Origin of the sequence: Actinoplanes sp. NPDC051851, assembly GCF_040681165.1 — a bacterium.
Classification (GTDB): Bacteria; Actinomycetota; Actinomycetes; order Mycobacteriales; family Micromonosporaceae; genus Actinoplanes.
The window spans coordinates 89,961-115,583 of record NZ_JBFAYF010000007.1; the positions used below are offsets into that span (position 1 = coordinate 89,961).

20 protein-coding genes are annotated in these 25,623 nt (G+C 72.9%); 9 read left to right on the forward strand and 11 right to left on the reverse strand.

All coding sequences use genetic code 11. The annotated features are described in order from the left end of the window. Window positions 1-180 precede the first annotated feature (180 nt). The 4 genes from AB0M08_RS09725 to AB0M08_RS09740 all read right to left on the reverse strand — a co-directional run bounded on the left by AB0M08_RS09725 (window position 181) and on the right by AB0M08_RS09740 (window position 7,246). Complete coding sequence (locus AB0M08_RS09725; RefSeq protein WP_364490992.1) at window positions 181-795, reverse strand: TetR family transcriptional regulator; 615 nt, start codon at window positions 793-795, stop codon at window positions 181-183. 359 nt (window positions 796-1,154) lie between these two features. Next, window positions 1,155-4,640, reverse strand: coding sequence for an ABC transporter ATP-binding protein/permease (locus AB0M08_RS09730; RefSeq protein WP_364490994.1), 3,486 nt, complete (start codon window positions 4,638-4,640; stop codon window positions 1,155-1,157). 88 nt (window positions 4,641-4,728) lie between these two features. Next, the gene (locus AB0M08_RS09735) at window positions 4,729-5,919 is read right to left on the reverse strand and encodes a metallophosphoesterase (RefSeq protein WP_364490996.1); all 1,191 of its coding nucleotides are present in this window, start codon (window positions 5,917-5,919) and stop codon (window positions 4,729-4,731) included. 568 nt (window positions 5,920-6,487) lie between these two features. After that, the gene (locus AB0M08_RS09740) at window positions 6,488-7,246 is read right to left on the reverse strand and encodes a nucleoside/nucleotide kinase family protein (RefSeq protein ID WP_364490998.1); all 759 of its coding nucleotides are present in this window, start codon (window positions 7,244-7,246) and stop codon (window positions 6,488-6,490) included. Window positions 7,247-7,339: 93 nt separating this feature from the next. On the opposite strand from AB0M08_RS09740, the gene AB0M08_RS09745 reads away from it, so the two are divergent. After that, complete coding sequence (locus AB0M08_RS09745; protein ID WP_364491000.1) at window positions 7,340-8,188, forward strand: hypothetical protein; 849 nt, start codon at window positions 7,340-7,342, stop codon at window positions 8,186-8,188. Here AB0M08_RS09745 and AB0M08_RS09750 read toward each other — a convergent pair. Next, a complete protein-coding gene (locus AB0M08_RS09750) occupies window positions 8,185-8,838 on the reverse strand; it encodes a hypothetical protein (protein WP_364491003.1) in 654 nt (217 codons plus the stop codon). The genes AB0M08_RS09745 and AB0M08_RS09750 overlap by 4 nt on opposite strands. A 185-nt stretch (window positions 8,839-9,023) precedes the next feature. Here AB0M08_RS09750 and AB0M08_RS09755 point away from each other — a divergent pair, with 185 nt between their 5' ends. Continuing rightward, window positions 9,024-9,791, forward strand: a complete 768-nt coding sequence (locus tag AB0M08_RS09755; protein ID WP_364491005.1) for a polysaccharide deacetylase family protein — start codon at window positions 9,024-9,026, stop codon at window positions 9,789-9,791. 55 nt (window positions 9,792-9,846) lie between these two features. Here the strand turns inward: AB0M08_RS09755 and AB0M08_RS09760 are convergent, their stop codons facing one another. The 5 genes from AB0M08_RS09760 to AB0M08_RS09780 are packed head-to-tail and all read right to left on the reverse strand — an operon-like array spanning window position 9,847 to window position 16,137. Beyond that, a complete protein-coding gene (locus tag AB0M08_RS09760) occupies window positions 9,847-10,677 on the reverse strand; it encodes a hypothetical protein (RefSeq protein WP_364491007.1) in 831 nt (276 codons plus the stop codon). Beyond that, entirely contained in the window at window positions 10,674-12,932 is a 2,259-nt protein-coding gene (locus tag AB0M08_RS09765; RefSeq protein WP_364491009.1) for a hypothetical protein, read from the reverse strand. Before AB0M08_RS09765 ends, AB0M08_RS09760 begins: the two co-directional genes overlap by 4 nt. 37 nt (window positions 12,933-12,969) lie before the next feature. Then, window positions 12,970-14,229 carry a glycosyltransferase family A protein gene (locus AB0M08_RS09770; RefSeq protein ID WP_364491011.1) on the reverse strand — a complete coding sequence of 420 codons (1,260 nt, stop codon included), beginning with the start codon at window positions 14,227-14,229 and terminating at the stop codon, window positions 12,970-12,972. Next, complete coding sequence (locus AB0M08_RS09775) at window positions 14,229-15,233, reverse strand: glycosyltransferase family 2 protein (protein WP_364491013.1); 1,005 nt, start codon at window positions 15,231-15,233, stop codon at window positions 14,229-14,231. Before AB0M08_RS09775 ends, AB0M08_RS09770 begins: the two co-directional genes overlap by 1 nt. A 40-nt stretch (window positions 15,234-15,273) precedes the next feature. After that, window positions 15,274-16,137 (reverse strand): glycosyltransferase family 2 protein, encoded by an 864-nt coding sequence (locus AB0M08_RS09780; protein WP_364491015.1) that lies wholly within the window; start codon window positions 16,135-16,137, stop codon window positions 15,274-15,276. 538 nt (window positions 16,138-16,675) lie between these two features. Between AB0M08_RS09780 and AB0M08_RS09785 the strand changes: the two genes are divergently transcribed. The 4 genes from AB0M08_RS09785 to AB0M08_RS09800 all read left to right on the forward strand — a co-directional run bounded on the left by AB0M08_RS09785 (window position 16,676) and on the right by AB0M08_RS09800 (window position 20,278). Further along, complete coding sequence (locus tag AB0M08_RS09785; protein WP_364491017.1) at window positions 16,676-16,828, forward strand: hypothetical protein; 153 nt, start codon at window positions 16,676-16,678, stop codon at window positions 16,826-16,828. Window positions 16,829-16,937: 109 nt separating this feature from the next. After that, window positions 16,938-17,888 carry a sulfotransferase gene (locus tag AB0M08_RS09790; protein WP_364491019.1) on the forward strand — a complete coding sequence of 317 codons (951 nt, stop codon included), beginning with the start codon at window positions 16,938-16,940 and terminating at the stop codon, window positions 17,886-17,888. A gap of 47 nt (window positions 17,889-17,935) precedes the next feature. After that, on the forward strand, window positions 17,936-18,847 hold the full coding sequence (locus AB0M08_RS09795) for a hypothetical protein (RefSeq protein WP_364491021.1): 912 nt from the start codon (window positions 17,936-17,938) through the stop codon (window positions 18,845-18,847). A 486-nt stretch (window positions 18,848-19,333) separates the two neighbouring features. Beyond that, window positions 19,334-20,278: a serine/threonine-protein kinase gene (locus AB0M08_RS09800; protein ID WP_364491023.1), complete on the forward strand. Its 945-nt coding sequence runs from the start codon at window positions 19,334-19,336 to the stop codon at window positions 20,276-20,278. Window positions 20,279-20,282: 4 nt separating this feature from the next. Here the strand turns inward: AB0M08_RS09800 and AB0M08_RS09805 are convergent, their stop codons facing one another. Next, window positions 20,283-21,719 carry an amino acid permease gene (locus AB0M08_RS09805; RefSeq protein WP_364491025.1) on the reverse strand — a complete coding sequence of 479 codons (1,437 nt, stop codon included), beginning with the start codon at window positions 21,717-21,719 and terminating at the stop codon, window positions 20,283-20,285. Window positions 21,720-21,889: 170 nt separating this feature from the next. On the opposite strand from AB0M08_RS09805, the gene AB0M08_RS09810 reads away from it, so the two are divergent. From AB0M08_RS09810 to AB0M08_RS09820, 3 genes are all read left to right on the forward strand, one after another. Further along, window positions 21,890-23,182, forward strand: a complete 1,293-nt coding sequence (locus tag AB0M08_RS09810) for an aminotransferase class I/II-fold pyridoxal phosphate-dependent enzyme (RefSeq protein ID WP_364491027.1) — start codon at window positions 21,890-21,892, stop codon at window positions 23,180-23,182. A 126-nt stretch (window positions 23,183-23,308) separates the two neighbouring features. Then, entirely contained in the window at window positions 23,309-24,256 is a 948-nt protein-coding gene (locus AB0M08_RS09815) for a dihydrodipicolinate synthase family protein (RefSeq protein WP_364491029.1), read from the forward strand. Beyond that, complete coding sequence (locus AB0M08_RS09820; RefSeq protein WP_364491031.1) at window positions 24,253-25,500, forward strand: MFS transporter; 1,248 nt, start codon at window positions 24,253-24,255, stop codon at window positions 25,498-25,500. Before AB0M08_RS09815 ends, AB0M08_RS09820 begins: the two co-directional genes overlap by 4 nt. Window positions 25,501-25,623: the final 123 nt, after the last annotated feature.

Genomic DNA, 25,623 nt, shown 5'->3' on the forward strand with positions numbered 1-25,623 from the left:
ACGCCCGAGAGTGATCGGGATGAGCCGGGTCCCCAGAGCTGATCAGAGTGAGACGGGTGCCCGGGAATGATCAGAGCGAGACGGGTGCCCGGGAATGATCAGAGCGAGACGGGTGCCCGGGAATGATCAGAGCGAGGCAGGTGCCCGAGAATTCAGAGTGTGACGGGTGCCCGGGAGGGGTCAGGGCTGGGGCAGTCCGGCGCGGATCTGGCGTAGACCCTCGGTCAGCAGGGCGTGCATGTCGGCCCGTCGTTCGCCGCCCGCCTCGGTGAAATGGTGTGACGCCACATTGGTGACCGCGAGCAGTGTCGCCGCCACGAGTTTCGGATAGAGGTCGTTCGGATCGGTGCCGGTGCGCTCGGCCACGGCACCCGCGATCACCCGTTCCGCGGCCGCCGCGGCGTGCAGCACCGCGGCCTGCACGGCCGGCACGTCGAGCATCAGGCGCAGACCGGCGGCCCACTCCTCCCGGTCCGGCACCGGATGCGCGGTGACCTCCGGCCCGGCCACGAACTGGGCCAGGACGGCGTGGGTCAGCGCATCCCACAACGGTTCACCGGCGGGTCGTTCGCGCAGCGCGTCCGCCACACCGAGGCAGCGGTCGAGATGCCGGCTCGCGACCGCCTCCGCCTTCCCGGCGAAGTAGTTGTTGAACGTCCGCGGCGACACCCCGGCGGCCGCCGCGATCTCCTCCACGAGCACCTTGTCATAGCCGCGCTCGACGATGAGCCGGATCGCCGCCCAGCTCAGCGCGGCCCGGGTCTGCCGCTTCTTCCGCTCCCTCAGCCCCGTCACCCCAGCAACGCTACCAAAACATGCGCCCCCCGCAAAGATGCGTGCCCCGCACTTTCCTCAGCCCTCTCTCAGCTCCACACTCGCGAACCCCGCACGCCTGCCGAGCACGGTCCGCGCAACACACGCACACGACCGGCGTGGGCTGGGCAGCGCGTGCACACGAACGGCGCGGGCTGGGCAGCGCGTGCACACGAACGGCGTGGGCTGGGCAGCGCGTGCACACGAACGGCGCGGGCCGGGCGGCGCGTGCACACGAACGGCGCGGGCTGGGCGGCGCGTGCACACGAACGGCGCGGGCTGGGCGGCGCGTGCACACGAACGGCGCGGGCCGGCCCGCGGGTGCACACGAACGGGGAGGGTCAGCCGGCCAGGTGGCCCCAGCGGTCCTGGAGGGTGGACCATGGGCCCTGGTCCTCCGGGTGGCCGCCGATCAGGACGATCACGCGGTCGGCCTGGGCCAGCGCCGCCCGCTTGGAGGTCGAGCCGACCACGGTCACGCCGTGGGAGCGCAGCGCGCGCCACAGCTCGAGCTCCGTGGTCACGTCCAGGGCGGACGAGACGTCGTCGGCGATCAGCAGCTCGGTGCGCGGGGCCAGTGCCCGGGCCAGGGCGAGCCGCTGGAGCTGGCCGCCGGAGAGGCGGGTGCCCTTGTGGCCGATCAGCAGCTGGAGGCCGCCGCCGGACGCCGCCAGGTCGTGGTCGAGCTGGGCGACCGAGACCGCGTCGGCGGCGTCCACCTCGTGACCGAGCCGGATGTTGTCGGCGACCGTGCCGGAGAGCACCCGGGGGAGCTGCGCGACGTAGCCCACCTGGTTCGGCCGGAGGAAGAGCTCCGGGTCGCGGACCGGCTCGCCGTTCCAGTGCAGCGCACCGGTGTGGTGCACGATGCCGGCGAGCGCCCGCAGCAGCGACGACTTGCCGGAGCCGACCGGGCCGACGACCAGTACCAGCTCGCCCCGGTTCACCGTGAGGTCGACGCCGCGTACCCCCAGGGCGCCGTTCTCGTGCACGGCGCTGAAGTCGCGCAGCTCCAGCGTGCGCAACGCCTCGCGCGGCGCGATCGGCGGAGCGGGCGCCGTCCCCGCCGAGATGTCCACGCCGGTGACGTCCGACGAGTACTCCCCGGAACCGGTCATCGCGACCGTGCGGCGGGTCCACACCCGGGCCGACGGGAAGTGCGAGATCAGCGAGGCCGTGGTCCACGCGAACCAGCGGGCCGAACCGAGCGTCGCCACCGCGATCAGCGTGGCGGCGGCGCTGAGACCGCCGTTCAGGTAGAGCGCCCAGACGCCGATCGGCAGCAGGCCGCTCGCGATCGACGGCGTGGACCGCGCCCACACCTGGATCGCGATCTCCCGGCGCTGCAGCTCGCTGCGGGTCGCGTCGAGCGTGGCCAGGTGCGCCAGGACCGGCTCGGTCGCGCCGGCCAGCTTGACCGTACGCGCCGCGGAGAGCGCCGAGACCAGCGAGGTCGCGAACGCCGCCCGGGCCGCCACGGTACGCCGGGCGGCCTGCGCCAGCCGCGGGCCGAAGAGCGTCGCGGCCAGCCCGGACACCGCCATGGTGCCGAGGAAGAAGAGCGCCGGGACCGGCGACTGCGAGGTGGCCGTCATCGCCGCGGCGGTGATCAGCGCGATGCCGTTGTCGATCAGGTTGTCGGCGAGCATCACCACCCGCTCGGTGTCGCCGCCCTGCGCGACCACCTCGGCCGGGGTGTGCTTGCTGACCCGGCGCGGGCCGATCTGGCCGTGCACCAGGCGCAGGCTGATCCGCAGCATCTGCCGGACCCACCACTCGGGGAACCAGGCTCCGGTGTAGTACAGCGTCGGGATCAGCGCGAGCAGCAGGGCCGCGATGCCGGCGGCGGGCAGGATCGGGCTGCCCACCCCGTCGACGACGTCGGCCCAGAGCAGCGGCAGCACCGCGCCGTCCAGTCCGAAGAGGACCATCAGCGCGAAGAGGCTGACCGCGCCGAGACCGTACCGGGCGTCGTTGCGGGCCAGCCGGACGATCTCCCGCAGTGTCCGGGTCGGCGGCGGCTCCGGCAGCGGCGGCGGCTCCACGGTGGGGAGCGGGTGGGCCAGCGCGTCCGGGCCGAGCTCGACCTGCATCGCGGTGTCCCAGTCGTGCTCCTCCACCAGCACGCCGGTGCCGGACGCGGGCGCGGCGGCCGGGATGGCCAGGTTGCTGCTCGCCATCAGTTCGGCGAACCGTTGCGACTCGCGGAGCGGCCCGGACTCCACGACCCGGCCGTCGGCGAGCACCACGACCTCGTCGCAGCGCTGCACCGAGGAGAGCCGGTGCGCCACGATCACGCCGATCCGTCCCCGCAGCAGCCGGTCGGTGGCCCGCTGCACCCAGGACTCGGTGACCGGGTCCATCCGGGCGGTGGCCTCGTCGAGGATCACCACCTGCGGGTCGCGGACCAGGATCCGGGCGAACGCCACCAGCTGCTCCTGGCCGGCGGAGAGCTTGTAGCCGCCCTCGCCGAGCCGGGTGCCGATGCCGTCCGGCAGCCCGGCGACCCAGCCGGCGAGGCCCAGCTCCGCGACGGCCGTGCCGGCCCGGGGGAGCAGCTCCGGGTCGAAGAGCGCGATGTTCTCGGCGAGGGTGCCGGCCAGGATCTCGGTACGCTGCGGGACGATCGCCGTCCAGCGCCGGAGGCCCTCGACGCCGATCCGGTTCACGTCGAGGTCGCCGAGGAATACCGTGCCGTCCGGGACGTCCACCGCCCGGGTCAGCACCTTGGCCAGGGTGGACTTGCCGGATCCGGTACGCCCGATCAGCGCGTACGACCGTCCCCGGGCGAACGTCAGGCTCACCCCGTGCAGGGCGGCCGGACGATCGCCGTCCGACTCCGCGTACCGGAAGGTCAGATCGCGGACCGTGAGATCCCCGTCGGCCGGCGGCACACCCTCGGTCGGCTCCTGCGGCACCTCGCTGAGCAGCTGCACCCGGCTCCACGCGCCGAGGGCGTTCTGCAGCTCGGGGACCATCCGGGTGACGTGTTCCAGGGTGCCGCCGAAGCCGAGCGCCAGCAGCCAGACCGCGGTCAGCCGGGCGCCGTCGATGTGCCCGGCGGCCAGCGCCCACGCGCCGACCAGCACCAGCGCCGCGATCAGCGACCGGGTGATCGCCCCGGCCCACATGGTGACCCGGGAGGAGGCGCGCCACACCCGGCGCCCGCGGGCCAGCACCTCGGCGGAGCGGAGCGCGAAGAGGCGCCGCACATAGGGTGCCGCCAGGCTGGTGCGCACGTCGTCCTGCCCGTGGATCGCCTCCTCCATCACGGCGGCGAGGTCGGACCAGGCCTCCTCCTCCGCGATGCGTACCGGAGAGATCTTTTGAATGGGTTTGTTCATGGTGACGAAGATCAGGGCGCTGACCAGCACCATCGCCACGCCGGCCGGCCACCAGACGGCGAACGTGGTGACGATGGAGAGCGAGGCGGTGGCCAGCGACTGGGCCAGGCGCACGCCGCTGCCGCGCAGCTCGGCGCCGACCTGGAAGACGTCCGAGTCGATCCGGTCGAGCAGCTCGCCGACCGGGGTGTTCTCCAGCGTGGGGAGGTCCTGCCCGAAGGCGACCCGGTTGAGTCCACGACGGACCCGGGCCGCCCAGTCGGCGGTCAGCCGGGCCGCGACCAGCCCGACGGAGACGTCGCTGAGCACGGCCGCACCGAGCGCGGCGGCGAGCACCGCGAAGAGCGGTATCGAGTGGTTGACCAGCACCTGGCCGGCGAGGGCGAGCGAGAGAGCCGATCCGGCGGCGCCGAGCGTGATGAGGAACGCGGCGAGCGCGGTGCGTCTCCGGGAGGTCACCCAAAGATCGCGTAACAGGCGCATGGCGGAGTCCTCACGGGATGGGGCGGGCGGTGTCCCCATCCTGCGCGGACCCCGGATGACTCCTCAACCGGTTTATTCGGGACAATCTTTATGCGGGGCGGCGCAGCGTCAGCAGCGTGATCTCGCTCGGCGCGAAGACCCGGAACGGCGGGCCCCAGAACCCGGTGCCCCGGCTGGTGTAGAGCTGCGTCCGCTCCGAGTGCCGCGACAGCCCCTGCAGCGACGGCTGATCGGTGCGGACCAGGTAGTGGAACGGCCAGATCTGCCCGCCGTGCGTGTGCCCGGAGAGCTGCAGGTCGGCCCCGTGAGCCACCGCACCGGCGATCATCTGCGGTTGGTGGGCGAGCAGCAGCACCGGCAGCCCCGGATCGGCCCCGGCGAGCGCCGCCTCGTGGTCCGCGTGGTGCCCCGGCACCCCCGAGCCGGCCGCCGTACGATCGTCCACACCCGCCACCACCAGCGAGTCCCCGCCCCGGGAGACCAGGATGTGCCGGTTGTGCAGCGCGTCCCAGCCGAGCGCCGACATGTGCTCCACCCAGCCCTGGGCGCCGCTCATGTACTCGTGGTTCCCGGTCACGTAGACCCGCGCCATCGACGCCCGGATGTCCCCGAGCGGCGCTGCCATCTCCCGGCGCTGATCGACCTCACCGTCCGCGATGTCCCCGGTGTGCGCGACCACGTCCGGTGCGAGGGAGTTGACCACCTCGGTCACGCCGCGCGACCACTTCGCCCGGTCGATCGGCCCGTAGTGCGTATCGGTGATCAGCACGACCTTCAGCCCGTCGAGCCCCGCCCCGAGCCGGTCGATGGTGACGTCGACCCGGCGGACACGCGAGACGCGCATCGCCTCGGCGTACCCCCAGAGGAGCAGGACCAGGGCGACCAGAACGACCACCACACTGACGACGCGTGACCGAACCGGGTCATGCACCCCCGCGGCCAGCAGCACCAGCCCGAGCACCTGCCCGAGCACCGACCAGGTGAACAGCACCCAGATCACCCCGAGCGTGGTGTCCGCGATCCGCGCCGCCCGATCATCGCGATGACTCCCGTGCCCCCGGAACATCAGCACCGGGAAGACCGCCGGCACCAGCACGAACACGACCGTCCCCGCCACGAACACACCGGTCGGCCACTGATTCCCGGACCACACGAGCGTCACCCACGGCACCCCGAACAGCAGCCCCAGAACGACCACCAGGAGCCCGCCGAACCCCGCACGCCCCCTGCGCCTCGGCCGCGTCTCGACCGCCTCACCCACCGACATGTCCGCAAGCATGACACCACCCCGTTTCCGGTACGCCCCACACCTCCCCCACCGGTCCCGTCCGCCCCCGGCTCCGCCGCTACCGCCCACACCCCGTTCCCGCCCCGGATCCCCCCACCCCACCCGCCGTCCGCTCCCCGGCCCGCCCCCGAAGATCGTCTGCGGTTCCCCAGGGCCGGCATTCGGGACTGCCCGGGAAACGGTGTAAACGGCACCGCATCGATCGCGGAGTGCCAGGTCGACGCCGTCCGCGCACCGCCGTCACGGCGATCGGTGGACAGTCCCCGGCATTCCCCGGCGGCTGGCGTTCGCGGGTGTGTCGTGGTGCCGGAGGGACCCCTGAGCGCCAGCCGCCGGGTTCTGGCTGGTCCTGGCGGGTGTGTCGCGGGGCCCGAGGGACCTCTGAGCGCCAGCCGCCGGCTCGTGGCTGGTGCTGCGGGGTGTGTCGGGCGGGCTGAGGCACCCCGGAGCGCCAGCCACGGGGATCGCGAGTGCCGGGCCGGGCGAGGGGCGGGCTGGGTGAGGGGCGGGCTGGTGAGGGGCGGGCTGGGTGAGGGGCGGTCGGGTTGGCCGGGGCGGGTCAGTCGGGTGGGGTGCCCAGGGTCAGCAGCACCTCGGACGGGATGATCACGTCGGCGTGGGGGCGGGTCGTGGCGATCAGGCGGGCGTTGTGCTCGTCGGTGCCGGTGGCCCAGGCCTGTGCCGTGGCGGGAGGCTTGCCGAAGCGGATGTGGCGGGCGATCAAGCGGTGCAGGCGGACGGTGGGGGCGAGGTCGGCGTACCAGGACTCGCTGAGCAGGGCGCGGACCGGGCGCCACTGCGGGGTGTCGAGGAGCAGGTAGTTGCCCTCGGTGACGATCAGGCGGGCCTCGCGGGGGATGCCGATCACGGCGGCGATGGGCTGCTCCAGGACGCGCTCGAAGCCGGGGGCGTAGATCATCTCGTCCCGGTCGTCCAGCAGGCGGCGGAGCAGGGCGGCGTAGCCCCACGAGTCGAAGGTGTCGGGGGCGCCCTTGCGGTCGCGGCGGCCCAGGCGGTCGAGTGCGGCGTCGGAGAGGTGGAAGCCGTCCATCGGGACGTGTGCCACCCAGTCGGCGGACATTCCGGGCGGCGGGCTCGAGGCCAGGGCCTTGACCAGCTCCTCGGCCAGCGTCGTCTTCCCGGCACCGGGCGCCCCCGCGATCCCCAGCACGGCCCGGCCCGCGACGGCGGTGGGGGAAATGCGAGAAGCCGCGGTGGGGGAAGCGCCGGGAGAGGGCTGCGGCGCCGGGGTGGTGGGGGACGGGGCGCAGACCAGCGCACGGGCCCGGTCCAGGAGGTCAGCGAAGGTGTGCGCCATCGGGTGACCGTACCTTTCGCGGGACGGGTCGGATCGAGGACACCACGGACGAAGGGGCGGGTCTCCCGAGGTACGGAATCCACAGAGGAGACTGTGGAGAGGAAGCAGATGATCACCAAGGTGCTGGTCGTGGCGCTCCTGCTGACGGTGAACGGGCAGGCGTCGCCGCCGGTGGCCGGTGGGCTCGATCATCCGCGGGGGATGGCCTTCGGGGATGACGGCACGCTCTACGTGGCCGAGGCGGGGGACGGGACGAACGGGGCGGTCACCGCGATCCGGGACGGGCGGGTGCGGCGGATCGCGGCGGCCGCCGGGCCGTCGGACGTCACGCTCGGTGGGGACGGGGAGGTCTACCTCGTCGACGGGTGGGGTTTCCGGCGGGCCGATGGACGGGCCTCGGTGCGTACGGTCGGGGAAGCGACGTCGGTCCTCGCGGTGGAACGCGGTTTTCTCGTCATCGCCGGTGGCGACCTGCGCAGGATCGGGCCGCGCGGGCGTGTGCAGACCGTGGCGACCTTTCCGCGGCGGCCCACGGCGCTGGCGAGCGGGCCGGACGGCGCCGCCTACCTGAGCGAGGGCACCCGGATCTGGCGGATCGTCCCGGGGCACGCGCCCACGCTCTACGCCGACGGCTTCACGGACATCGTCGATCTCGCATGGGGAGACGACGCCCGGGGAGACGACGTCCGGGGAGAGGGCGCCCGGGAAAGCGGTGGCGGCCGGGGAGAGGGCGGCCGGGGAGCCGGTGGCGGGGGAGGGGACGGGTCGCTCCATGTGTTGCAGGGGAGCGGGGCGGGGCTGGTCCGGGTGGGGGCGGACGGCCGGCACCGGGTGATCCTCGGTGCCGTCCTGACCGCTCCGGGTGGCCTGGCCATCCGTGGCCGTGACGCGTACATCAGCACCGGTGGGGAGAACGGGGCGGTGCTGCGCGTCCGGATCTAGCCCAGGCCGAGGCGGAGTCCGGCCACTCCGGCAGGGGAGAGGGGCCGGGCCGTCGCCCGGGAGAGGTCGTTGCGGACACCGGTGGGCAACTCCTCGCCGAGGGCGCAGAGCGCGGGGTAGAGGTCCAGCACCTGGCGGTGGCTCAGCGCGCCGGCGCCGATCAGCAGGCCGTTCAGCGCGGTCGGGCTCTGCGAGAGCTCGCCGCAGAGCTCCTGGCGCCAGGCCGGGTCGTGCACGTGGTCCGGGAACTCGCGGGCGATCCGGTTGCCGGACGGCGAGCGCATGGTGCCGATCGTGTTGCGCCGGTGGGTGGTGACCGGCGGGGCCAGGCGGCAGGCGATGCCGAGGCGGCGGGCCAGCTGCGGGACGGTGAGCACGTCGAGCCCGGCGGCGCAGTTCTCGCAGAGGCGCTGGAAGGTCTTGGCGTGGATCACCGCGGCGGGGCGCTGGCAGGCTCCGTCGAGACCGCAGGCGGGGTCGAGGATGACCTCGGTGAGGGTGCCCTCGTGGTCGAAGCGGCCGACGGCGAAGAAGGTCGCCGGGGCGGTGCGGTAGCGAGCCAGGGCGGCGCGGGCGCTGACGTAGCCGTCGGCGTCCACGCCGATGCGGGGCACACCGGCGTCGGTGTGCAGTTGGATGAGCCGGAACATGGAGCACGCTCCCGGAGGGTAGAGCGGTTTCGGTGTCACCTTCCGGTACGTCGGCCGTACGTCAAAAGTTCAGTCACTACGCTAAGTTAGCGGTTCGTGACGAAGTTTGCGCTGGCAGGCGGCCCGGGAGGCATCGCACATTACTCCGTGTAATCTGAATTGGGAAGTGATGGAGGGGGTCGCGGGTGTCGGATCTGCCGGTGCTGATGTACCACTCGGTGTCGGCGGTCGACGGTCCGCTGCGCGATCTCGCGGTGCCGCCGGAGCGTCTCGCCGAGCAATTGGCCGCGCTGACCGATTCCGGCTATGAGCTGACGGGCCTGACCGAGGCGCTCGCGAGGCGCGGGGAGGGCCGGGTGGTCGCGGTCACCTTCGACGACGGGTACCGGGACTTCCTCACCCGCGGGCTGCCGATCGTGAAGAACGCCACGCTCTACGCCTCGGTCGGTCACCTCGGCGGCCATGCGGGCTGGCTGGGCGAGTGGTCGGCGGCGTTCGGGCCGATGCTGACCTGGGACGAGCTGGCCGAGGTCGCCGCCGCCGGGATCGAGATCGGCAACCACAGCCTGATCCACCACCCGCTCGACGTGCTCTCCCCGGCGCGGCTGCGCGAGGAGGTCCGGGTCGGCCGGGACCGGCTCGAACAGCGCCTGCAGGTCCGGGTGCGCTCGTTCGCCTACCCGCACGGCTACCACGGCCGCCGGGTCCGCGAGGTGGTCGCGGAGACCGGGCACGAGAACGCCACCGAGGTGGGCCGCCGCCCGCACACGCCCCGCGACGACCGGTTCGCGGTGCCGCGCTTCCAGCCCACGCCCGATCACACCGGCGCCGACCTGCTCGCCCTGGTCGAGGGCCGGGGCTCGCTGCTGCTGCCCCGGCTCAAGCACGCCGCCCAGCCGGGCTGGCGCCTGGTCCGGCGGGCGGCCCGCCTGGCCGGACGTTCCTGGACCTAGCCTGGGTTTTGACGTGTGGCGGGTCGATGCCACCCCACCGCACGTCAAACTCGAGCTAGGCGGCCGCCGCGATGATCACGGTGCGGTACGCGTCCGAGGAGCCACCCCGCAGCAGGACGATGGTGATCCGTTCGTCGGCGGGCACGCTGACCGATCCGGACCAGGCGCCGTGCGACGACGGCGTGATCGTCTTCTTGCTCGCGTAGCCGATGTCCCCGGTCAGTGCGATCGAGTAGGGCCCGCCGCTCGCGCTCAGCCCGGTCGCGGTGAGCCGGACCGTCCGGTTCCCGTCGTCGCCGGCCGCGCCGGGCGGTGCCGCGGAGAACGCCACCACCGCGTTGTCGTAGTGTCGCTCCGAGTCCCGGAACGACCACCACCCCACCCCGGCGAGCAGCAGCACGATCAGGGCGAGCGGCAGGACGTCGTGGACCGGGCGGATCTTCTCCCGGCCGGGCAGCCGCAACCGCCTGTCCGGCACGCCGGATGCACCGGGTGCACCGGGTGCGCCGGGTGCGCCGGGTGCGCCGGGTGCGGGTGCGGCGGGCCGCAGGCGAGCGCGGGCGACGGCCGCTCCGGCGGCGAGCAGCGTGGTCACGGCGCTGACCAGGAGCCAGCCGGTCCGGTTCAGGGTGCCGCCGGCCGTCCACAGGGCCAGCCCGCCGAGCACCAGGGTGGCCAGGCTCAGCGCCGGGACCAGCACCAGGCGCTCCACCACGCCCAGGTCGCGGCGGCCCTCCCGGAACAGCGCGCCGACCAGCGCCGACCCGGGCAGCACGAAGCCGAGCAGCAGCCCGCCGGGCACGGAGAGCACCGGGACACCGGTGACCACCGCGGCGCCGGAGAGCACGGTCAGCCCGGCGTACGCGCCGGCGTGCGAGCCTCTCACGGGGCGTCCCATCGGTAGATCCGGACCTGGCCGTTGTCGTAGAGCCGGGAGAGCCGGTCGGCGTCGTCGAACTTGCCGAGCTGCTTCGCGCTGAGCGGCGCGGTGATCTGCCCGGCATGCGGGTCGTCCTCGAAGTACGCGCCCTCGGCCGGCAGCCCGTCGCCGAGCCGGTGGTCGACGACGAGGTACTGGAGCCCGAGCTGGTCGACCTCCTCGTCGTCCTCGTCGGTCCAGGTCTCCGCGTAGTACAGGCCGGCCACCTCGCGGACCGGGTCCTGACGGCCGTACGTCGAGGAGAGCGCCACCGCGGTGATGTCCCCGCCGACCCGGTTGCCCCGGCCCAGCGTCCGCTCCTGCCAGCGCGCGGCCTCCACGCCGTACGCGTCCACCGACCGCTCGTACGCCGCCGGCAGGTACGGCCCGGGCAGCAGCGCGGAGACCGAGGGGTAGCCGCCGGTCCGCGCCCCGATCATCAGCAGCGTGATCAGCCCGGTGCCCAGGTACACCTGCTGGGCGAGCCGCCGTCCGGTGGTGATCGAGTAGCCGGGGACCAGCGCGGAGCGCCACCGCCGGCCGAACTCGTCGCGGGGCGGGATGATCTGGACGGCGTAGACGATGGCGATCGCCGCGATGATCGAGATCGGGATGTACGTGTACGTGGAGAGCCGCCCGGCGATCTCCGGCCCGTTCGCGCCGAGGAAGCGGGCGCCGTTCCCGGCGAAGAAGACCGCGGAACCGCCGAGCGCCGCCCAGCGCCAGGTGTCCCGATCCCGCCGCAGGATCATGTCCCGGCCCACGGCGAGGAAGAGCACCAGCAGCCCGAGCAGCCCGAGACCCTGGACGAGCAGCTGGACCAGCGGCACCGACGTGCCGGTGCCCCCGCCCGCGGCGCCGCCCAGCATGCTCCGCAGGGCCGCGATCGCCTCCCGGACCGGGGCCTCCAGGTACGCGATCACGTCGCTCGCCACGACGAGCACCCAGCCCAGCACGATGACCGCGGCCAGGCCCGGCACCAGCAGGGTGGACCAGGGACGCGGCCGGTGGATGACCAGTTCGGCGAGGGCGAGCAGGGTCAGCGTGGCGACCAGCGCGAAGGCGGTCACGTGATGGCTCACCGTGGTCATCGCGATGCCGATCAGTGCGAGGACCACGAACCGCCGCCCGCCGCCGGTCCGCCACCGCCGGGTCGCCCAGATCGTCAGCATGAAGAACGGCAGCGCGGCGGTCACGTACAGGAACATCGAGTTGAAGAAGAGGTAGTGCATCGCGGTCGCGTACGTCACGCAGGCCACCCCGGCCATCGCCGGTGAGTTGCTGGCGCGCAGCGTGGTCGCGAAGAAGGCGCCGACGAAGACCAGGTGCGCGACGCCCGCGACGATCACCCCGGCGGCGGTCACCGGCAGCCCGGTCAGCTCGGCCAGCGCGGCGCCCATCTCGGCCAGCCCGGGGAAGTGCACGGCCGGGGGCAGGGCCAGGTTGGGGCGGAACAGCTGCCCGTTCTCGGTGATCAGGGTGGTGGCGAGCCAGTGCTGCAGTTCGTCGGGGAACCGGAACTGGTCCGGGCTGTACATCCACTTCAGCATGTACTGGTTGGTGGCCAGCCCCATCACCAGCGCGAACGACTCGGCCACCCCGGCCAGCCGGCTGAGCAGCCGGAACACCACCGGGGTGAAGACGATGATCTGGCCGATCCAGTACGCGGTCATCGCCCACCCGGCGGCGTCGCGGCCACCGGCGTACGCCAGGGCGACGATCGCGACGCCGACGCTGGAGAGCGCGAGCACCCACGGGGCCCGCCCGAGGTCGGTGGGGATCTCCTCGCCGGCGGCCTCGACCACCGGGGTGATCCGGGCCGGGAGCTTGATGAGGACGGTGTCCTCGGTGAGGATCGCCCCGACGGTGGCGGTGCCGCGCGCCGTGACCGGCCCGGACTGCGACTTCGGCGCGACCGGCAGCCGGATGATGACCGTGTCGGTGAATCCGGGCCGCTTCTTCGGCGCCACCTGAGGGATGGCGATCGTCTCGTCGTTCGAGGTGGTGTCCGGCCCGTGGTTGCCGGGCAGGCGGATGACCTGCGTCTCCTCGTTCCAGGACGAGGACGAGGGCGAGGACGAGGACGAGGGCGAGGACGAACGGGCGGCGCGGGCCCGGGCCTCGCCGATCAGGTCGGCGGCCTTCCGGACGGCCTGCGGGGAGGCCTTCGGGTCGGGATCCTCCGGAGCCCGCCTCCGGCCGATCCTCGGCTCGTCCCCCATGAGTCTCCGGCCTCCGTTACCAGTATTAATAGGGATATTACCGGGCGAACCGGGCGGCGCGGCGTCCGCGCAGGTAGGCGGCGGGACCGGCGACCATCCCGCGCCGGTTGGCCGCGAGCAGCTCGCGCGGGAAGTCGTCCCGCAGCGTCGACACCCGCAGGCTGTCCGCGCCGGTCAGGTCCCGGTACGCGGTCGGCGCCAGCCCGATCAGCCGCCAGAGCAGACCCGGGCGCCGGAGCAGCAGGCCGGTGTACGCGGCGGTCAGCCCGGTGCCGTACCCGACCATCTGCCGGTGCAGCCCCGCCAGGTCGCGCCGGTGGTAGTGGTGGGTGACCGCGGTCGGCTGGTAGACGATGGTCCCGCCGCCGAGCAGCACCTGGGTGAAGGCGAGCGTGTCCTCCGAGCCCATCGCCGGGGTGCCGGCCCCGAGCGCGGTGTCCCAGCCGCCGATCCGCTCGATCACCCCGGGACGGAACGTCATGTTCGCCCCGGTGCCGAAGGGCGGCAGCGGGTAGAGCGGGCTCTGCCGGTCCGCGGTGTGCGGGCCGAACACGTCCGGCCGGAACCCGCGTCCCTTGCTGTGCCCGCCGAACTGCTCGAACCAGAGCTGCGCCCGGGTCTCCAGCTCGGCCGGCACGATCACCCCGGAGACCACGTCGGCCTCCGGATGGTCGTGCAGCGCGCGGGCGATCTCGGCGAGCCAGTGCGGGTCGGCGATCTCGTCGTCGTCGATCCAGGCGAGGATCCGGCCCGGGCAGGCCGCGACCGCGGTGTTCCTCGCGTACGAGAGACCCGCCCGCGGCTCGGCCAGGTAGCGCACCCAGTCCCGGGTCGCGGCGGCGTCCCGGACGACGGCGGCGGTCGCGCCGGACTCGGGCGCGTTGTCCACCACGAGCACCCGGAATCCGGGATAGCGCTGGGCGAAGAGGCTCTCCAGGCAGCGGGCCAGGGCCGCGGGCCGCTCCCGGGTGCAGACCACCACGGTGATCTCCGGTGCCGAGGCGAGCACCCGGCGGCGGGTGACCAGGAACCCCGGCTCCCGGTCCGGGATGAACCCGCCGGCCGGCACCGGGCCGCCGGCCAGCCGGGGCCGGACCACCGGGCCCAGCTCGGCGTCGATCGCGGCGGCCAGCGCGGCGGGGGCGAGACCCTCCGCCGGTACGTCGATCAGGGCGGTGCCGAGCGGCTCGGTGAAGAGCCGGACCAGCACCCAGGCCTGCGGCGCGACCGGCTCGACGCGCGGCAGCGGCTCGGACAGGTCCAGGTCGAGCACGGTGGCGGCGATCTCGCCGGTCATCACGCGGCCGCCCCGTCACTGCGCCGGCCCGCGGCTCCGCCGTCCGGCGCCCCGCCGTTCGTGGTGCGGGCGCCGGTCAGCTTCTCCACGGCGCCGCCCACGCCCGCGGCGGCCACCCCGGCGAGCACGCCGCCGGCCTGGAGCAGTTCGTGTGCGCCACGGCCGCGGATCGCCGCGCCGAGGTGACGGGCGACCGCGCCGGGCAGCGACCACAGGTAACCGCGCTCGGCGCCGAGCGCGTCGTCCTCGTGCAGGCCCGCCATCTGCACCTTGCCCCGGCCCTCGGCGTAGCAGCGGCGCAGGAAGAACCGGAACGTCGCGCGCTCCCGCGGCACCTCGTGCCGGATCACCGCGCCCGGCACGTACACCCAGTGGCCGCCGCCGGCCGCGCTGATCCGCAGGCAGAGGTCGGTGTCCTCGGGCCGGTTCCGGTCGCCGAGCTTGCCGAAGCCGACCCGGAACCCGCCGACCCGGGTGAACGCCTCGCGGCGGACGACCATGCCGGCCGACCAGACGTTGCGGATCGGCGCGGTCTCGGTGGGCATGCCGGCGTACGAGCCACCGACCGCCCAGAGGAACTCGCCCGGCATCCAGCGCGGCCGGTCGCCCTGCCACGCGGGGTCGATCGCGCCGCCGGTGCCGGCCACGGACGGGTCGGCGAACGGCTCGATCTGCCGCCCCAGCCAGTGCCGGTCGGCCACGATGTCGTCGTCCAGGAACGCGACCAGCGGGGTGCGCGCGTGGAACGCCCCGGTGTTGCGGTTGCCGGAGACGCCCCGGGCGTACGCGTTCTGCAGCACCGTGACGTCGCCCAGCTCACGACGGGCCCGGCGGGCCAGCGCCGGGTTGTGGTCGACGGCCACCACGATCTCGGCCGGCGGGCGGTCCTGCTTCCGCGCCGAGTCGAGCGCCCGGACGAGGCTGTCCCAGCGCTGTTCGGCGTAGGTGGGGATGACGATCGTGGTGGCGAGGGGGGCGCGGTTCACGAGGGGGGTGCGGTTCACGAGGGGGCGGACTCCGGTGGGGGATCGGGGGAGGGGGACGTCAGTCGTCGTAGGGGGCGCGGGTGCTCAGGATGCGGAGCTCCTGGGTGGAGAAGCGGCTGCGCCGGGGGTCGACCGGGTGCGGGCCCTGGGCGCGGCGGGCGGCGGCGTTGCGGGCCAGGGCGGCGGCGAACGGTTCGAGGCCGGCCTTCCGGCGCCGGCGCGCCCGGGCGTACTCGGAGAAGATCGTGCGCAGCACCCGGAAGCCGTCGCGGAAGGTGTTGAGGTTGCTCTGGCCGTGGATCCGGCGGTGTTCGGTGCTGCCGACCTCGCCGACCCGGAGACGCTCGGCGACCGCCCGGATGTTGATCATGGTTTCGATCTCGAAGCCGTCGCCCCAGAGCTTGCCGTCGTCGCGCGGCCGGGGCAGCGAGATGTCCGGCAGGTCGAGGGCCGGGACCACCTCGCGCCAGAACGCGTTGTAGCCGTAGCAGAGATCGGTGAACCGGGTCCTGAAGAGCGTGTTCACCACCAGGTTCAGCCCGTCGTTGCCGAGCTTGCGCAGCCGGGTGATGTCGTGGCTGTACCCGCCCTCGGCGAAGCGGGTGCCCTTGACGAACTGGTCGCCGCCGGTCAGCTTCGCCACGAAGTACGGGATCTCGGCGGGGTCGGTGGAGCCGTCCGCGTCGATCATCACGATGATGTCGCCGGTGCAGGCCGCGAATCCGCAGGCCAGTGCGTTGCCCTTGCCGCGGCGGGTCTGCTGGACGACCTTCACGCCGGGGCGCAGCGCGCGGGCGACCTCGACGGTCCGGTCCACCGAGCCGCCGTCCACCACGATCACCTCGGTGACCAGCGCGGGCAGCCGCTCGAACACGTGCGGCAGGTTCCGTTCCTCGTTCAGCGTGGGGATGACCACACTCACGGTTGGTGAGACGGCACGGTCACCGTGGGTGTTCGCGGACAAGTGCGGTGGCTCCACTTCATTCCCTTCCGCCCGGCGGTGATGCGGCTTTCCCTGTGAATTTCCAGTTAGCGGAAATACGCGGCCGCCGGCCTCAGGGAAACAACCTAGCAAGGGATTACATAGCGTCAACAGCGGGCAAGAAAGTCTCACATCACAGGTGCCACAAAGCCTTTGTTCACAGCGTTTTCCGATGTTTCTCTGAGTGGCCGTGGAGGTTACTCGGCGGCATTGTCACGCTGCGTGGTGGCGATTGCCCGTTCAGGTGGCTTTTCCGGGCGAATACCGCATTGCTCGGGGTGCGCGTATATCGTACGGGAAATGGGGTTGAATTAATAAATCGGATATGTCCGGCTTGGGGAGTCTTGGGGGCAAAATTGGTGACGCTGGGTAGAAGGCGGGCCGGTGGCGGGTGACGCTCCGTCTGTTTAGCGTCCCGTGCCGTGAAACCCCGCGCTGTCGCCCGTTGCCCGTTCCGCCACCGTGCGTTGGTGAGTCGATGACGATGGACGACGTGCTCTGTCTCTGCGGGCATCCCCGCCGCGCCCACGATCACTACCGGCCCGGCAGCGAGTGCTCCGCATGCCCGGCGGGGGAGTGCCCGCGCTTCCGCCGTGCCACCTGGTGGCGGCGTCTCCTCCGCCTGCCCTGACCGGGGTTTCACGCCGCGCACCCGGGGAAACATCGCCTGCGCCGAGGGGTTCCTAAATCCTACAACTTCTGTAGGCTAACTCCGACTTCGCGCGCTAGGGGGTACCCGCATGCCACTGCCCGACTTCCTGATAGCCGGCGTGCCCAAAGCCGGTACGACCGCGCTGCACGCCGCCCTCGCCGGCCATCCGCAGCTGTTCCTCTCGAAGGTGAAGGAACCCAAGTTCTTCCTCTCCGGCGGACCGCCGCCGACCGTCGGCGGACCCGGTGACGTGCAGACCTACCAGGAGCACGTCTGGCGGCGCGCCGACTACGAGACGCTCTTCGCGGACGCGCCGGCCGGCGCGCTGCGCGGCGAGGCCACCCCCTTCTACCTGTACGACCTGCTCGCGCACGACCGGATCGCGACGCTGATCCCGGACGTGAAGATGATCATCCTGCTCCGGGACCCGGTGGACCGCGCCCACTCCAACTGGACGCACCTCTGGATCGCCGGGCTGGAGCCCGAGGCCGACTTCCTCGCCGCGTGCCACGCCGAGGAGCAGCGCAAGGCCGCGCACTGGGCGGACTTCTGGCACTACATCGGGATGGGCCTGTACGGCAGTCAGCTCGAACACCTCTTCCAGCGCTTCGCGCGCGACCAGGTGCTGCTGCTGCGCTACCGGGACCTCAGGGACGCGCCGGCCGAGACGCTGGACCGGGTCTGCGCCTTCCTCGGCGTGCGTACCGGCGTCCTCACCGCGATCCCGAAGGAGAACGTGAACCGGCACGTGGTCGAGGACAACGGGCTGAACCGGGTGCTCCGCGGGCTGCTGCGCTCCGGCGGGGAGTTCGGGCACCGCTTCCCGGTGCCGCTGCGCCTGGCCGCGCGCGGGCCGCTGCTCACCCTGCTCCACCGCAAGCAGGGCAAACGCCCGGTCACCACGCCGGAGGAGCGGGCCGCGCTGCTGCCCTACTTCGCCGAGGACATCCGGCTCCTGCAGGACGTGACCGGCGAGTCGTACGACGACTGGCTCAGCCTTGACCGACACGCCCGTTCGGTGCAAACCCCACTAAGCTGATAGATAATGCACACTCAGGTTTCGACGACGCGACCTCGGGAGCCGCTTTGAGCACCGGAACCACCACCCTGCCCCTGCCCCGCTGGGAAGAGTCCACCGTCGTGGTGGAACCGCCGGGCACCGAACCAGGGGCGTGGTCCGGCGCGCCCAGCTCGATCGTGTCCGACGGGCAGATCTATCTCGCGTACCGGCTGCGCCTGCCGATCGGTGCCGGCCGGGGTATCGCGAACGTGATCGCCCGCTCCGCCGACGGCCTCGCCTTCGAGGTGGTGGCCGAGGTGGACAAGGACCGCTTCGGCGCCGAGTCCCTGGAGCGCCCGGCGATCGTCCGGACACCCGAGGGGCGCTGGCGGCTCTATGTCAGCGCGGCCACCCCGGGCACCAAGCACTGGCGGGTCGACCTGCTCGAGGCGGACACCCCGGAGGGGCTGGCCGGCGCGGTGCCGGTGACGGTCCTCGCCGGTGACGAGGCGGCCGGGGTCAAGGACCCGGTGCTGCACCACGACGAGCACGGCTGGCACCTCTGGGCCTCGGTGCACCCCCTGGAGTCCTGGGACGACGCGGACCGGATGACCACCGAGTACGCGACCAGCCCGGACGGCGTGCACTGGACGTGGCGGCGGACCGCGCTGCGCGGGCGGCCCGGCGCCTGGGACGCGCGCGGGGTGCGGGTCTCCTCGGTCCAGGTCATCGGCGACGAGATCACGGTCGCGTACGACGGCCGGGCCACCGCGGGGGAGAACTGGGAGGAGCGGACCGGCGTGGCCCGCGGCGTGCGGCTGCCGGACGGCACGTTCGGCGAGCTCACCGCGGAGGAGCGGGACCCGGTGGGCAGCCCGCACGCGCCGTACGGCCTGCGCTACCTCAGCCTGGTGGACCTGCCGGACGGAGGGCAGCGGATCTACTACGAGGCGACCCGCGCGGACGGGGCGCATGACCTGCGTACCGAGCTGGCCTGATCTATTACTACGCAGAGTTCGCACAGGGTGATCATCGGTAAGGGTGACTGTGATGTGAAGTGGCAGCTCAGTGCGGCTTTCCGGAGTTCAGCAAGGGTTGCTAACTGAGAGTGTCGTCACTCTGGGTGGGGTGCCTGCGCGGCGCCTGACGGGCATGGCATACCGTCGTCAGGACGTCAGGTGCGGCGCGGTACCAAGCCCGTACTGTCAATGGCGGAGTCGTTCTCACAAGGACCGGCTCCGCCATTTTTGTTGTTTCGTGACGTTACCCATGGTGATCGCCGGTGCCGGTGGTCCCGGATTCGCGGGGCGCCGGACCCGGTCACTGACGGTGAAACCCGGGTGTCCGATTTGCTGGATCCGTGGCGACCCTGTGAATGGCGGAATAACTCTTTCATTGATTAATGGAAATAGCTCCGGTGTTTTGCGTCTCCGGGCCCCGGGTAACGACTGGCCGGGAAAGGCTCGGGCGACAGGGAGTTGGGTATGCGGACACTCGGCGGGCGGTATCGGCTGGTGCACCGCATCGGGCTCGGCGGCATGTCGGAGGTGTGGCGGGGACACGACGGGGTGCTCGACCGGCCGGTCGCCGTGAAGATCATGGCGCCCGCCGTGGAGGGGACCCTCGGCGAGGTCGGCGTGGAGCTGGTCCGCACCGAGGCCCGCTCGGCGGCGCGGCTGGCGCACCCCAACGTCGCGGCGGTCCACGACTTCGGCACCTCGCCGGTGCCGGGGCGGCTCGACGTGCCGTACATCGTGATGGAGCTGGTCGAGGGGCAGACGCTGAGCGCGCACCTCGCGGCCGGTCCGCTGGACTGGCGGATCGGGGTGCGGGTCTGCGCCGAGGTGGCGGCGGGACTCGCGGCCGCCCACGCGGAGAAGGTGGTGCACCGCGACATCAAGCCGGCCAACGTCATGCTGACCCCGTCCGGCGCGAAGGTCCTCGACTTCGGCATCGCGGCGGCGGTCGGCGCGGCCGAGTCCGAGGTCGACGGCATGGTGATGGGTACGCCGGCGTACGTCGCCCCGGAGCGCTTCGAGGGGCACCCGGCCACCCCGTCCGCGGACATGTTCGCGCTGGGCACGCTCCTTTACCACTGCCTCGCGGGGCGGTTGCCGTGGCGCGCGCGGAGCAACACCGAGCTGATCGCGGCCCAGTGCCAGGACGACCCCGAGCCGCTGCCCCGTACGGCGGGGATGCCGCCCGAGGTCCTCGACCTGGTCAGCCGGTGCCTGGACCGCGATCCGGAGGCCAGGCCGACCGCGCTGGTCGCGGCGCTGCTGCTGGCCGAGGCGGTGGACGCCCGCGTCTACGTCCCGATGATCGACCTGGAGACGGCGCCGGTGGTCCCGCCGTGGACCACGTCGGCGGCCGAGGCGCCCACCTCGTCCGCCGCCGATCCGTCCCATGTGGGGCGGCACCGGGCTTGACCTTCTACGGCGCGGGCTCTTCGCCGCCGCCCGCTTTCGGCGAGGGGCCGCGCAGGCGGGAGTGCCGGTAGCCGTACGCCGCATAGATGATCAGGCCGACCGCGAGCCAGACCAGGAAGCGGATCCAGGTCTCCAGCGGCAGGTCGCTCATCAGGTAGATCGCGAAGGCGATCCCGATCAGCGGGAGCAGCGGCGACCACGGCACCCGGTACGGGCGCGGCATGTCCGGCCGTGTCCGGCGCAGGATGATCACGCCGATGTTGACCAGGACGAACGCGAAGAGCGTACCGATGTTGACCAGCTCCACGATGGTGCCGAGCGGCACCAGCGCGGCGAGGATCGCGATCAGCACGCCGAGCGTGATCGTGAGCCGGGCCGGGGTGCCGTATCTCGGGTGGACCACGGCCATCCGGCGGGGCAGCAGGCCGTCCCGGCACATGGCGAAGAAGATCCGGGTCTGGCCGTAGAAGATGACCAGCACCACGCTGGTGATCGCGACGACCGCGCCGAGCGCCAGGATCGCCGCCGCCCAGCTCATCCCGGCACCCTGGTCGAGGGCGGCGGCGAGCGGGGCGTCACTGTCCTTCATCTGGTCCGGGCTGGCGATGCCGAGCGCGGCGACCGTGGTGAGCACGTAGAACACCGTGCAGATCAGCAGCGAGCCGATGATCGCGATCGGCAGGTCCTTCGCCGGGTTGCGGGCCTCCTCGCTGCCGGTGGAGACCGCGTCGAACCCGATGTACGCGAAGAAGATGATCGCCGCCGCCGCGGTCACCCCGTCCACACCGTCCGGGGCGAACGGCTGGAAGTTCCCGGTGCCGAAGTTCGCGAACGCCACCACGATGAAGAAGACCAGCACGACCAGCTTGACCGCGACCATCACCAGGTTCGCGCGGGCGCTCTCGGTCACCCCTCGGACCAGCAGGAACGTGATGGCGAGGACCACGAAGACGGCCGGCAGGTTGAACGTGCCACCGTCCTCGGGGGACTCGGCGATGGCGTCCGGCAGGCTCACCCCGAACGCCGAGTCCAGGAACGCGTTCAGGTTGCCGCCCCAGCCGATCGCGATGCCGGCCACCGAGACGCCGTACTCCAGGATCAGGTCCCAGCCGATGATCCAGGCGACCAGTTCGCCCAGGGTCGCGTAGCTGTAGGTGTACGCGCTGCCGGAGACCGGGATCGAGGAGGCCAGTTCGGCGTAGGAGAGGGCCGAGAAGGCGCAGGCGACCGCGGCCAGGACGAACGACAGGATCACCGCCGGCCCGGCGATGCCGGAGCCCTTGCCGATGACCACGAAGATGCCGGTGCCGATGATGGCGCCGACCCCCATCGCGGTCAGCTGGGTGACGCCGACCGCCTTCTTGAGCTCGACCCCCTGTTCCGCCGTCTCGCTGACCATCGTCCCGACATCCCGGGTCGCGAACAGTCCTGACCAGGCCATGGGCGCGCCTCCTCCATCGTGTTACGTCACGCTTACCCTCCGCTGGCCGGGTCATCGGCCGATCATCGCGATCTGGAATCTCCGTCTTTCGAGTTGCGGAGCCCGGATTCCTCTGCCCGGATTCCTCTGCGCGGATTATGTCCTAGGACATATCTGGTACGGTCGCCTCCGTGGAGATCCAGGGGAGCACCGCGGGCGAGATCGCGGACTCGGTGCGCACGCTCGCCGCCGGTGGCCGGCTGGGCGCCGGTGACGCGCTGCCGTCCATCCGGGACCTCGCCGTGCGCCTGGGCCTCAACCGGAACACCGTCGCCGCGGCGTACGCGCAGCTCGCGGCGGCCGGCGTGGTCGAGTCCCGGCGGCGCGGCGGCACGATCATCCGGCCCGTTCCCGACGTGCCCGGGGAGGGGCGCGCCGCCGGGCGCGAGCTGATCAACCTGGCCGCCGGCAACCCGGACCCGGCCCTGCTCCCGGCCGCCGGGCCGATCGCCCTCGACGGGTACACGACCGCGGTCTACGGTCATCCGCCGATCGGCGAGGCCCTGGCCGCCTGGTCGGCGCGGCACCACGCTCCGGACGTGGACGCGCCGCACCGCCTGGTCCTCACCCACGGCACCGTCGACGCGTTCGAGCGCCTCTTCGGCGCCCACCTCACCCGCGGTGACCGGGTGGCCGTCGAGGATCCGGGCTACATCTCCGCCATCGGCACGCTGCGCCTCAACGGCTACCGCGCCGAGCCGGTCCCGGCCGACGACGAGGGCATGACCCCCGATGGGTTACGGTCCGTGCTTTCCCGCGGCGTCCGCGCAGTCTTGGGTACGGCGAGAGCGCAGAACCCCACCGGTGCCGGCTTCTCCGCGTCGAGGGCGGCGGACCTGAGGGACGTGCTGGCCGCCCACCCCGGGGTGCTCGTCGTCGAGGACGACCACTTCTCGGCCGTGTCGTCGCAGCCGTACCACCGGATCACCCCACCGGACGCGCCCCGGCACGCCCTGATCCGCTCGGTCAGCAAGTTCCTCGGTCCCGACCTGCGGCTCGCCTTCGTCCTCGCCGACCCGGACACCGCGGCCCGCCTGGAGGCCCGGCTCGGCGCGCCGACCTGGGTCAGCCACCTGCTCCAGCACGTCACCGCGACCCTGCTCCCGTCACCCCTGATCCCCGCGGCCCGCGCCGCCTACGCCACCCGCGTCCGCCTGCTGACCGATGCCCTCTCCGCCCAGGGCATCCCGGTCAACCCCCGCACCGACGGCCTGAACGTCTGGGTACCCCTGCCCTCCCATCCCGGCCCCGCGTCGTCTGCCACCCGGGTCATCGCGGGGCTGGCCGATCGGGGCTGGGCGGTCCGGTCCGGGGCCGACTTCGCCGTCACCGGCCGTCCGCATCCCGCCGTCCGCGTCACCACGTCGACCATCACCGCCGGCCAGGCCACCCGATTCGCCGCGGACCTGGCCGCCCTGCTCTGACCCGCCGCCCTGTTTTGGCCCGCCGCCCTGCTCTGGCACGCCGCCCTGTTCTGGCCCGCCGCCCTGCTTGACCCGCTGCCCTGTTTTGGCCCGCCACCCGTCACCACCCGGATCGAGGAGCTCGTTGTGATCGCTGGACTCAGTGCCTTCCCGCTGACGCCGTTCGTGGACGAGGAGATCGACGAGGCGTCCTTCGCCGGACTGGTCACCCGGCTGGCCACGGCGGGCGTCGACTCGATCACGGTGCTCGGGTCGACCGGGTCGTACGCGTACCTCCGGCGTGCGGAGCGGCAGCGGATCGCGGAGCTCGGGGTGGCGCACGCCGGATCCGTCCCGGTGCTGGCCGGGATCGGTGGGCTGCGGACCCGCCACGTCCTCGAACACGCCGAGGACGCCCAGCGCGCCGGGGTGGCCGGGCTGCTGCTCGCGCCGGTCTCCTACCAGCCGCTGACCGAGAACGATGTGTTCGAGCTCTTCCGGGCGGTGAGCCGGGAGGTGTCGGTGCCGGTGATCGTCTACGACAATCCGGGTACCACGCACTTCCGGTTCACGCCGGAGCTCTTCGCCCGGATCGCCGAGCTGCCGCACATCGCCTCGATCAAGGTGCCGGGCGTGCCGGCCTCCGCGCCCGCCTCCCCGCCGGTCTTCTCGCCCGGTTTTCTGCCCGGCACGGTGACGGTCGGGGTGGCCGGGGACGCGTTCGCCGCGGAGGGGCTCGCCGCGGGGTGCGTGACCTGGTACTCCGTGCTCGGCGGGACGCTGCCCGGGCCGGCGCTGGCGATCACCCGGGCGGCGCAGGCCGGGGACCACGCGGGTGCGGCGGCGCTGTCGGCCCGGCTACAGCCGTTGTGGGACCTGAACGCGGCGTACGGCAGCCTGCGGGTGATCGCCGCGGTCGCCGAACATCTGGGGCTGGTCCGCCGGTCGTCGCTGCCCCTGCCGATCCAGGGCCTGGACGACGCCGCGCGCGCCGAGGTGGTGCGAGTGGTGACCGATCTGGATCTCGTCGCCTCCGTCTCCACCGCTTCCGCTCGCTCTGTTCCCGGCGGGGACTCCGGCGGGCTCCTCCCGTGAGTGCGCCGGTGGCCGTTCGGGGCGGGCTGGCGCGGTATGTCGTGGCGGCCACCCTGGCCCGGACGGCCGACGGTGGGGCGGTCGTCGCGGTCGTGCTGATGGTGAGCATGAGCGGACGGCCGGGGTGGCTGGCCGGGCTGCTCGGGGCGAGCATCACCGCCCCGCACCTGGCCGGGCCGTTCGTGGCGCGGAGGCTGGACACCGCGCGGGACGGCCGTACCGTGATCGTCCTCGCCTGTGTGGTTCACGGCGCGACCCTCGCCGCGGCGGTGCTGCTCTATCCGGTGACGCCGCCGCTGGTGCCGGCGCTGCTGCTGATCGCCTCGGGGGTGGTCGGGCCGCTGCTCACCGGCGGCATCAGCAGCCGCCTGCCCGCGATCGCCGGGCCCGGGCTGGTCAGCCAGCGGCGGGCGCAGGGCTGGGACGTGGCGACCTACGGGATCGGCGGCACGATCGGGCCCAGCCTGGTCGCGGCGGTCGCGGCGTGGTGGTCACCGTCGGTCGCGGCGCTGCTGCTGGCCGGGGCGACGTTCGCGGCGGCGGGTCTGGTGTGGTTGCTGCCGTACGCGCCGCCGGCGGGCTCGCCCGGCGCCGTACCCGGTCCGGTCCGGGTGCTGCGCCTGGTCGTGGGTTCGGGACCGTTACGCCGGACCCTGTACCTGACCACGAGTGTGTCGCTCGGCCTGGCGGTCCTGCCGGTGACCGCGGTGGCGGCGACCGGGGTGCTCGGGGTGGGTCACGCGGCGGCGGGCATCCTGACCGCGGCGTACGGCCTCGGTGGTCTCGCCGGTTCGGCGGTGCTGATGATCCGCCCGCAGCGGGGCGCCGCGGACGGCCTGATGACCCGCCTGGCCGCGGTGGTGGCCGTGGCGCTGACGTCGGCGGCCCTGCTGCCGGGCTTCCCGGTGACGGTGATCGTGTACGCCGTCGCGGGTTTCGTGAACTCCTTCTTCTTCGCGGCGACGCTGGCGGCCCGGAGCGAGTACTCGCCGCCGGAGTACCGGGGCCAGGTCTTCGTCTGGATCGGCGCCCTGAAGATCAGTGCGGGCTCCGCGGGTACGGCCCTGGCGGGCGTGGTCGTGGGCGTGTCGCCGCACGTCCCACCCGCTGCCGCCGCCACCCTGATCGCGGTCTCCGCCACGGTATCCCTGCTCGATCGCCGGTGCTCTCCCCGCCCCGGTCGATCCCCGCGGGTGGCAACGGCGGCCGGTGTACCGGGTGTGCGGCCCGATCCCGGAGGGTGACGGTGGCGGCCGGTGTACGGGGTGCGGTCCGATCGCGGAGGGTGACGGTGGCGGCCGGTGTACGGGGTGCGGTCCGATCGCGGAGGGTGACAGTGGCGGCCGGCGTACCTGATGTGCGGCCCG

Excerpts from the sequence above, each read along its gene's own strand:
- AB0M08_RS09730 (WP_364490994.1), bottom strand. The coding sequence starts at position 4,640 with ATGCGCCTGTTACGCGATCTTTGGGTGACCTCCCGGAGACGCACCGCG.
- AB0M08_RS09735 (WP_364490996.1), bottom strand. The coding sequence starts at position 5,919 with ATGCTTGCGGACATGTCGGTGGGTGAGGCGGTCGAGACGCGGCCGAGG.
- AB0M08_RS09740 (WP_364490998.1), bottom strand. The coding sequence starts at position 7,246 with ATGGCGCACACCTTCGCTGACCTCCTGGACCGGGCCCGTGCGCTGGTC.
- AB0M08_RS09750 (WP_364491003.1), bottom strand. The coding sequence starts at position 8,838 with ATGTTCCGGCTCATCCAACTGCACACCGACGCCGGTGTGCCCCGCATC.
- AB0M08_RS09765 (WP_364491009.1), bottom strand. The coding sequence starts at position 12,932 with ATGGGGGACGAGCCGAGGATCGGCCGGAGGCGGGCTCCGGAGGATCCC.
- AB0M08_RS09770 (WP_364491011.1), bottom strand. The coding sequence starts at position 14,229 with ATGACCGGCGAGATCGCCGCCACCGTGCTCGACCTGGACCTGTCCGAG.
- AB0M08_RS09785 (WP_364491017.1), top strand. The coding sequence starts at position 16,676 with ATGACGATGGACGACGTGCTCTGTCTCTGCGGGCATCCCCGCCGCGCC.
- AB0M08_RS09790 (WP_364491019.1), top strand. The coding sequence starts at position 16,938 with ATGCCACTGCCCGACTTCCTGATAGCCGGCGTGCCCAAAGCCGGTACG.
- AB0M08_RS09800 (WP_364491023.1), top strand. The coding sequence starts at position 19,334 with ATGCGGACACTCGGCGGGCGGTATCGGCTGGTGCACCGCATCGGGCTC.
- AB0M08_RS09805 (WP_364491025.1), bottom strand. The coding sequence starts at position 21,719 with ATGGCCTGGTCAGGACTGTTCGCGACCCGGGATGTCGGGACGATGGTC.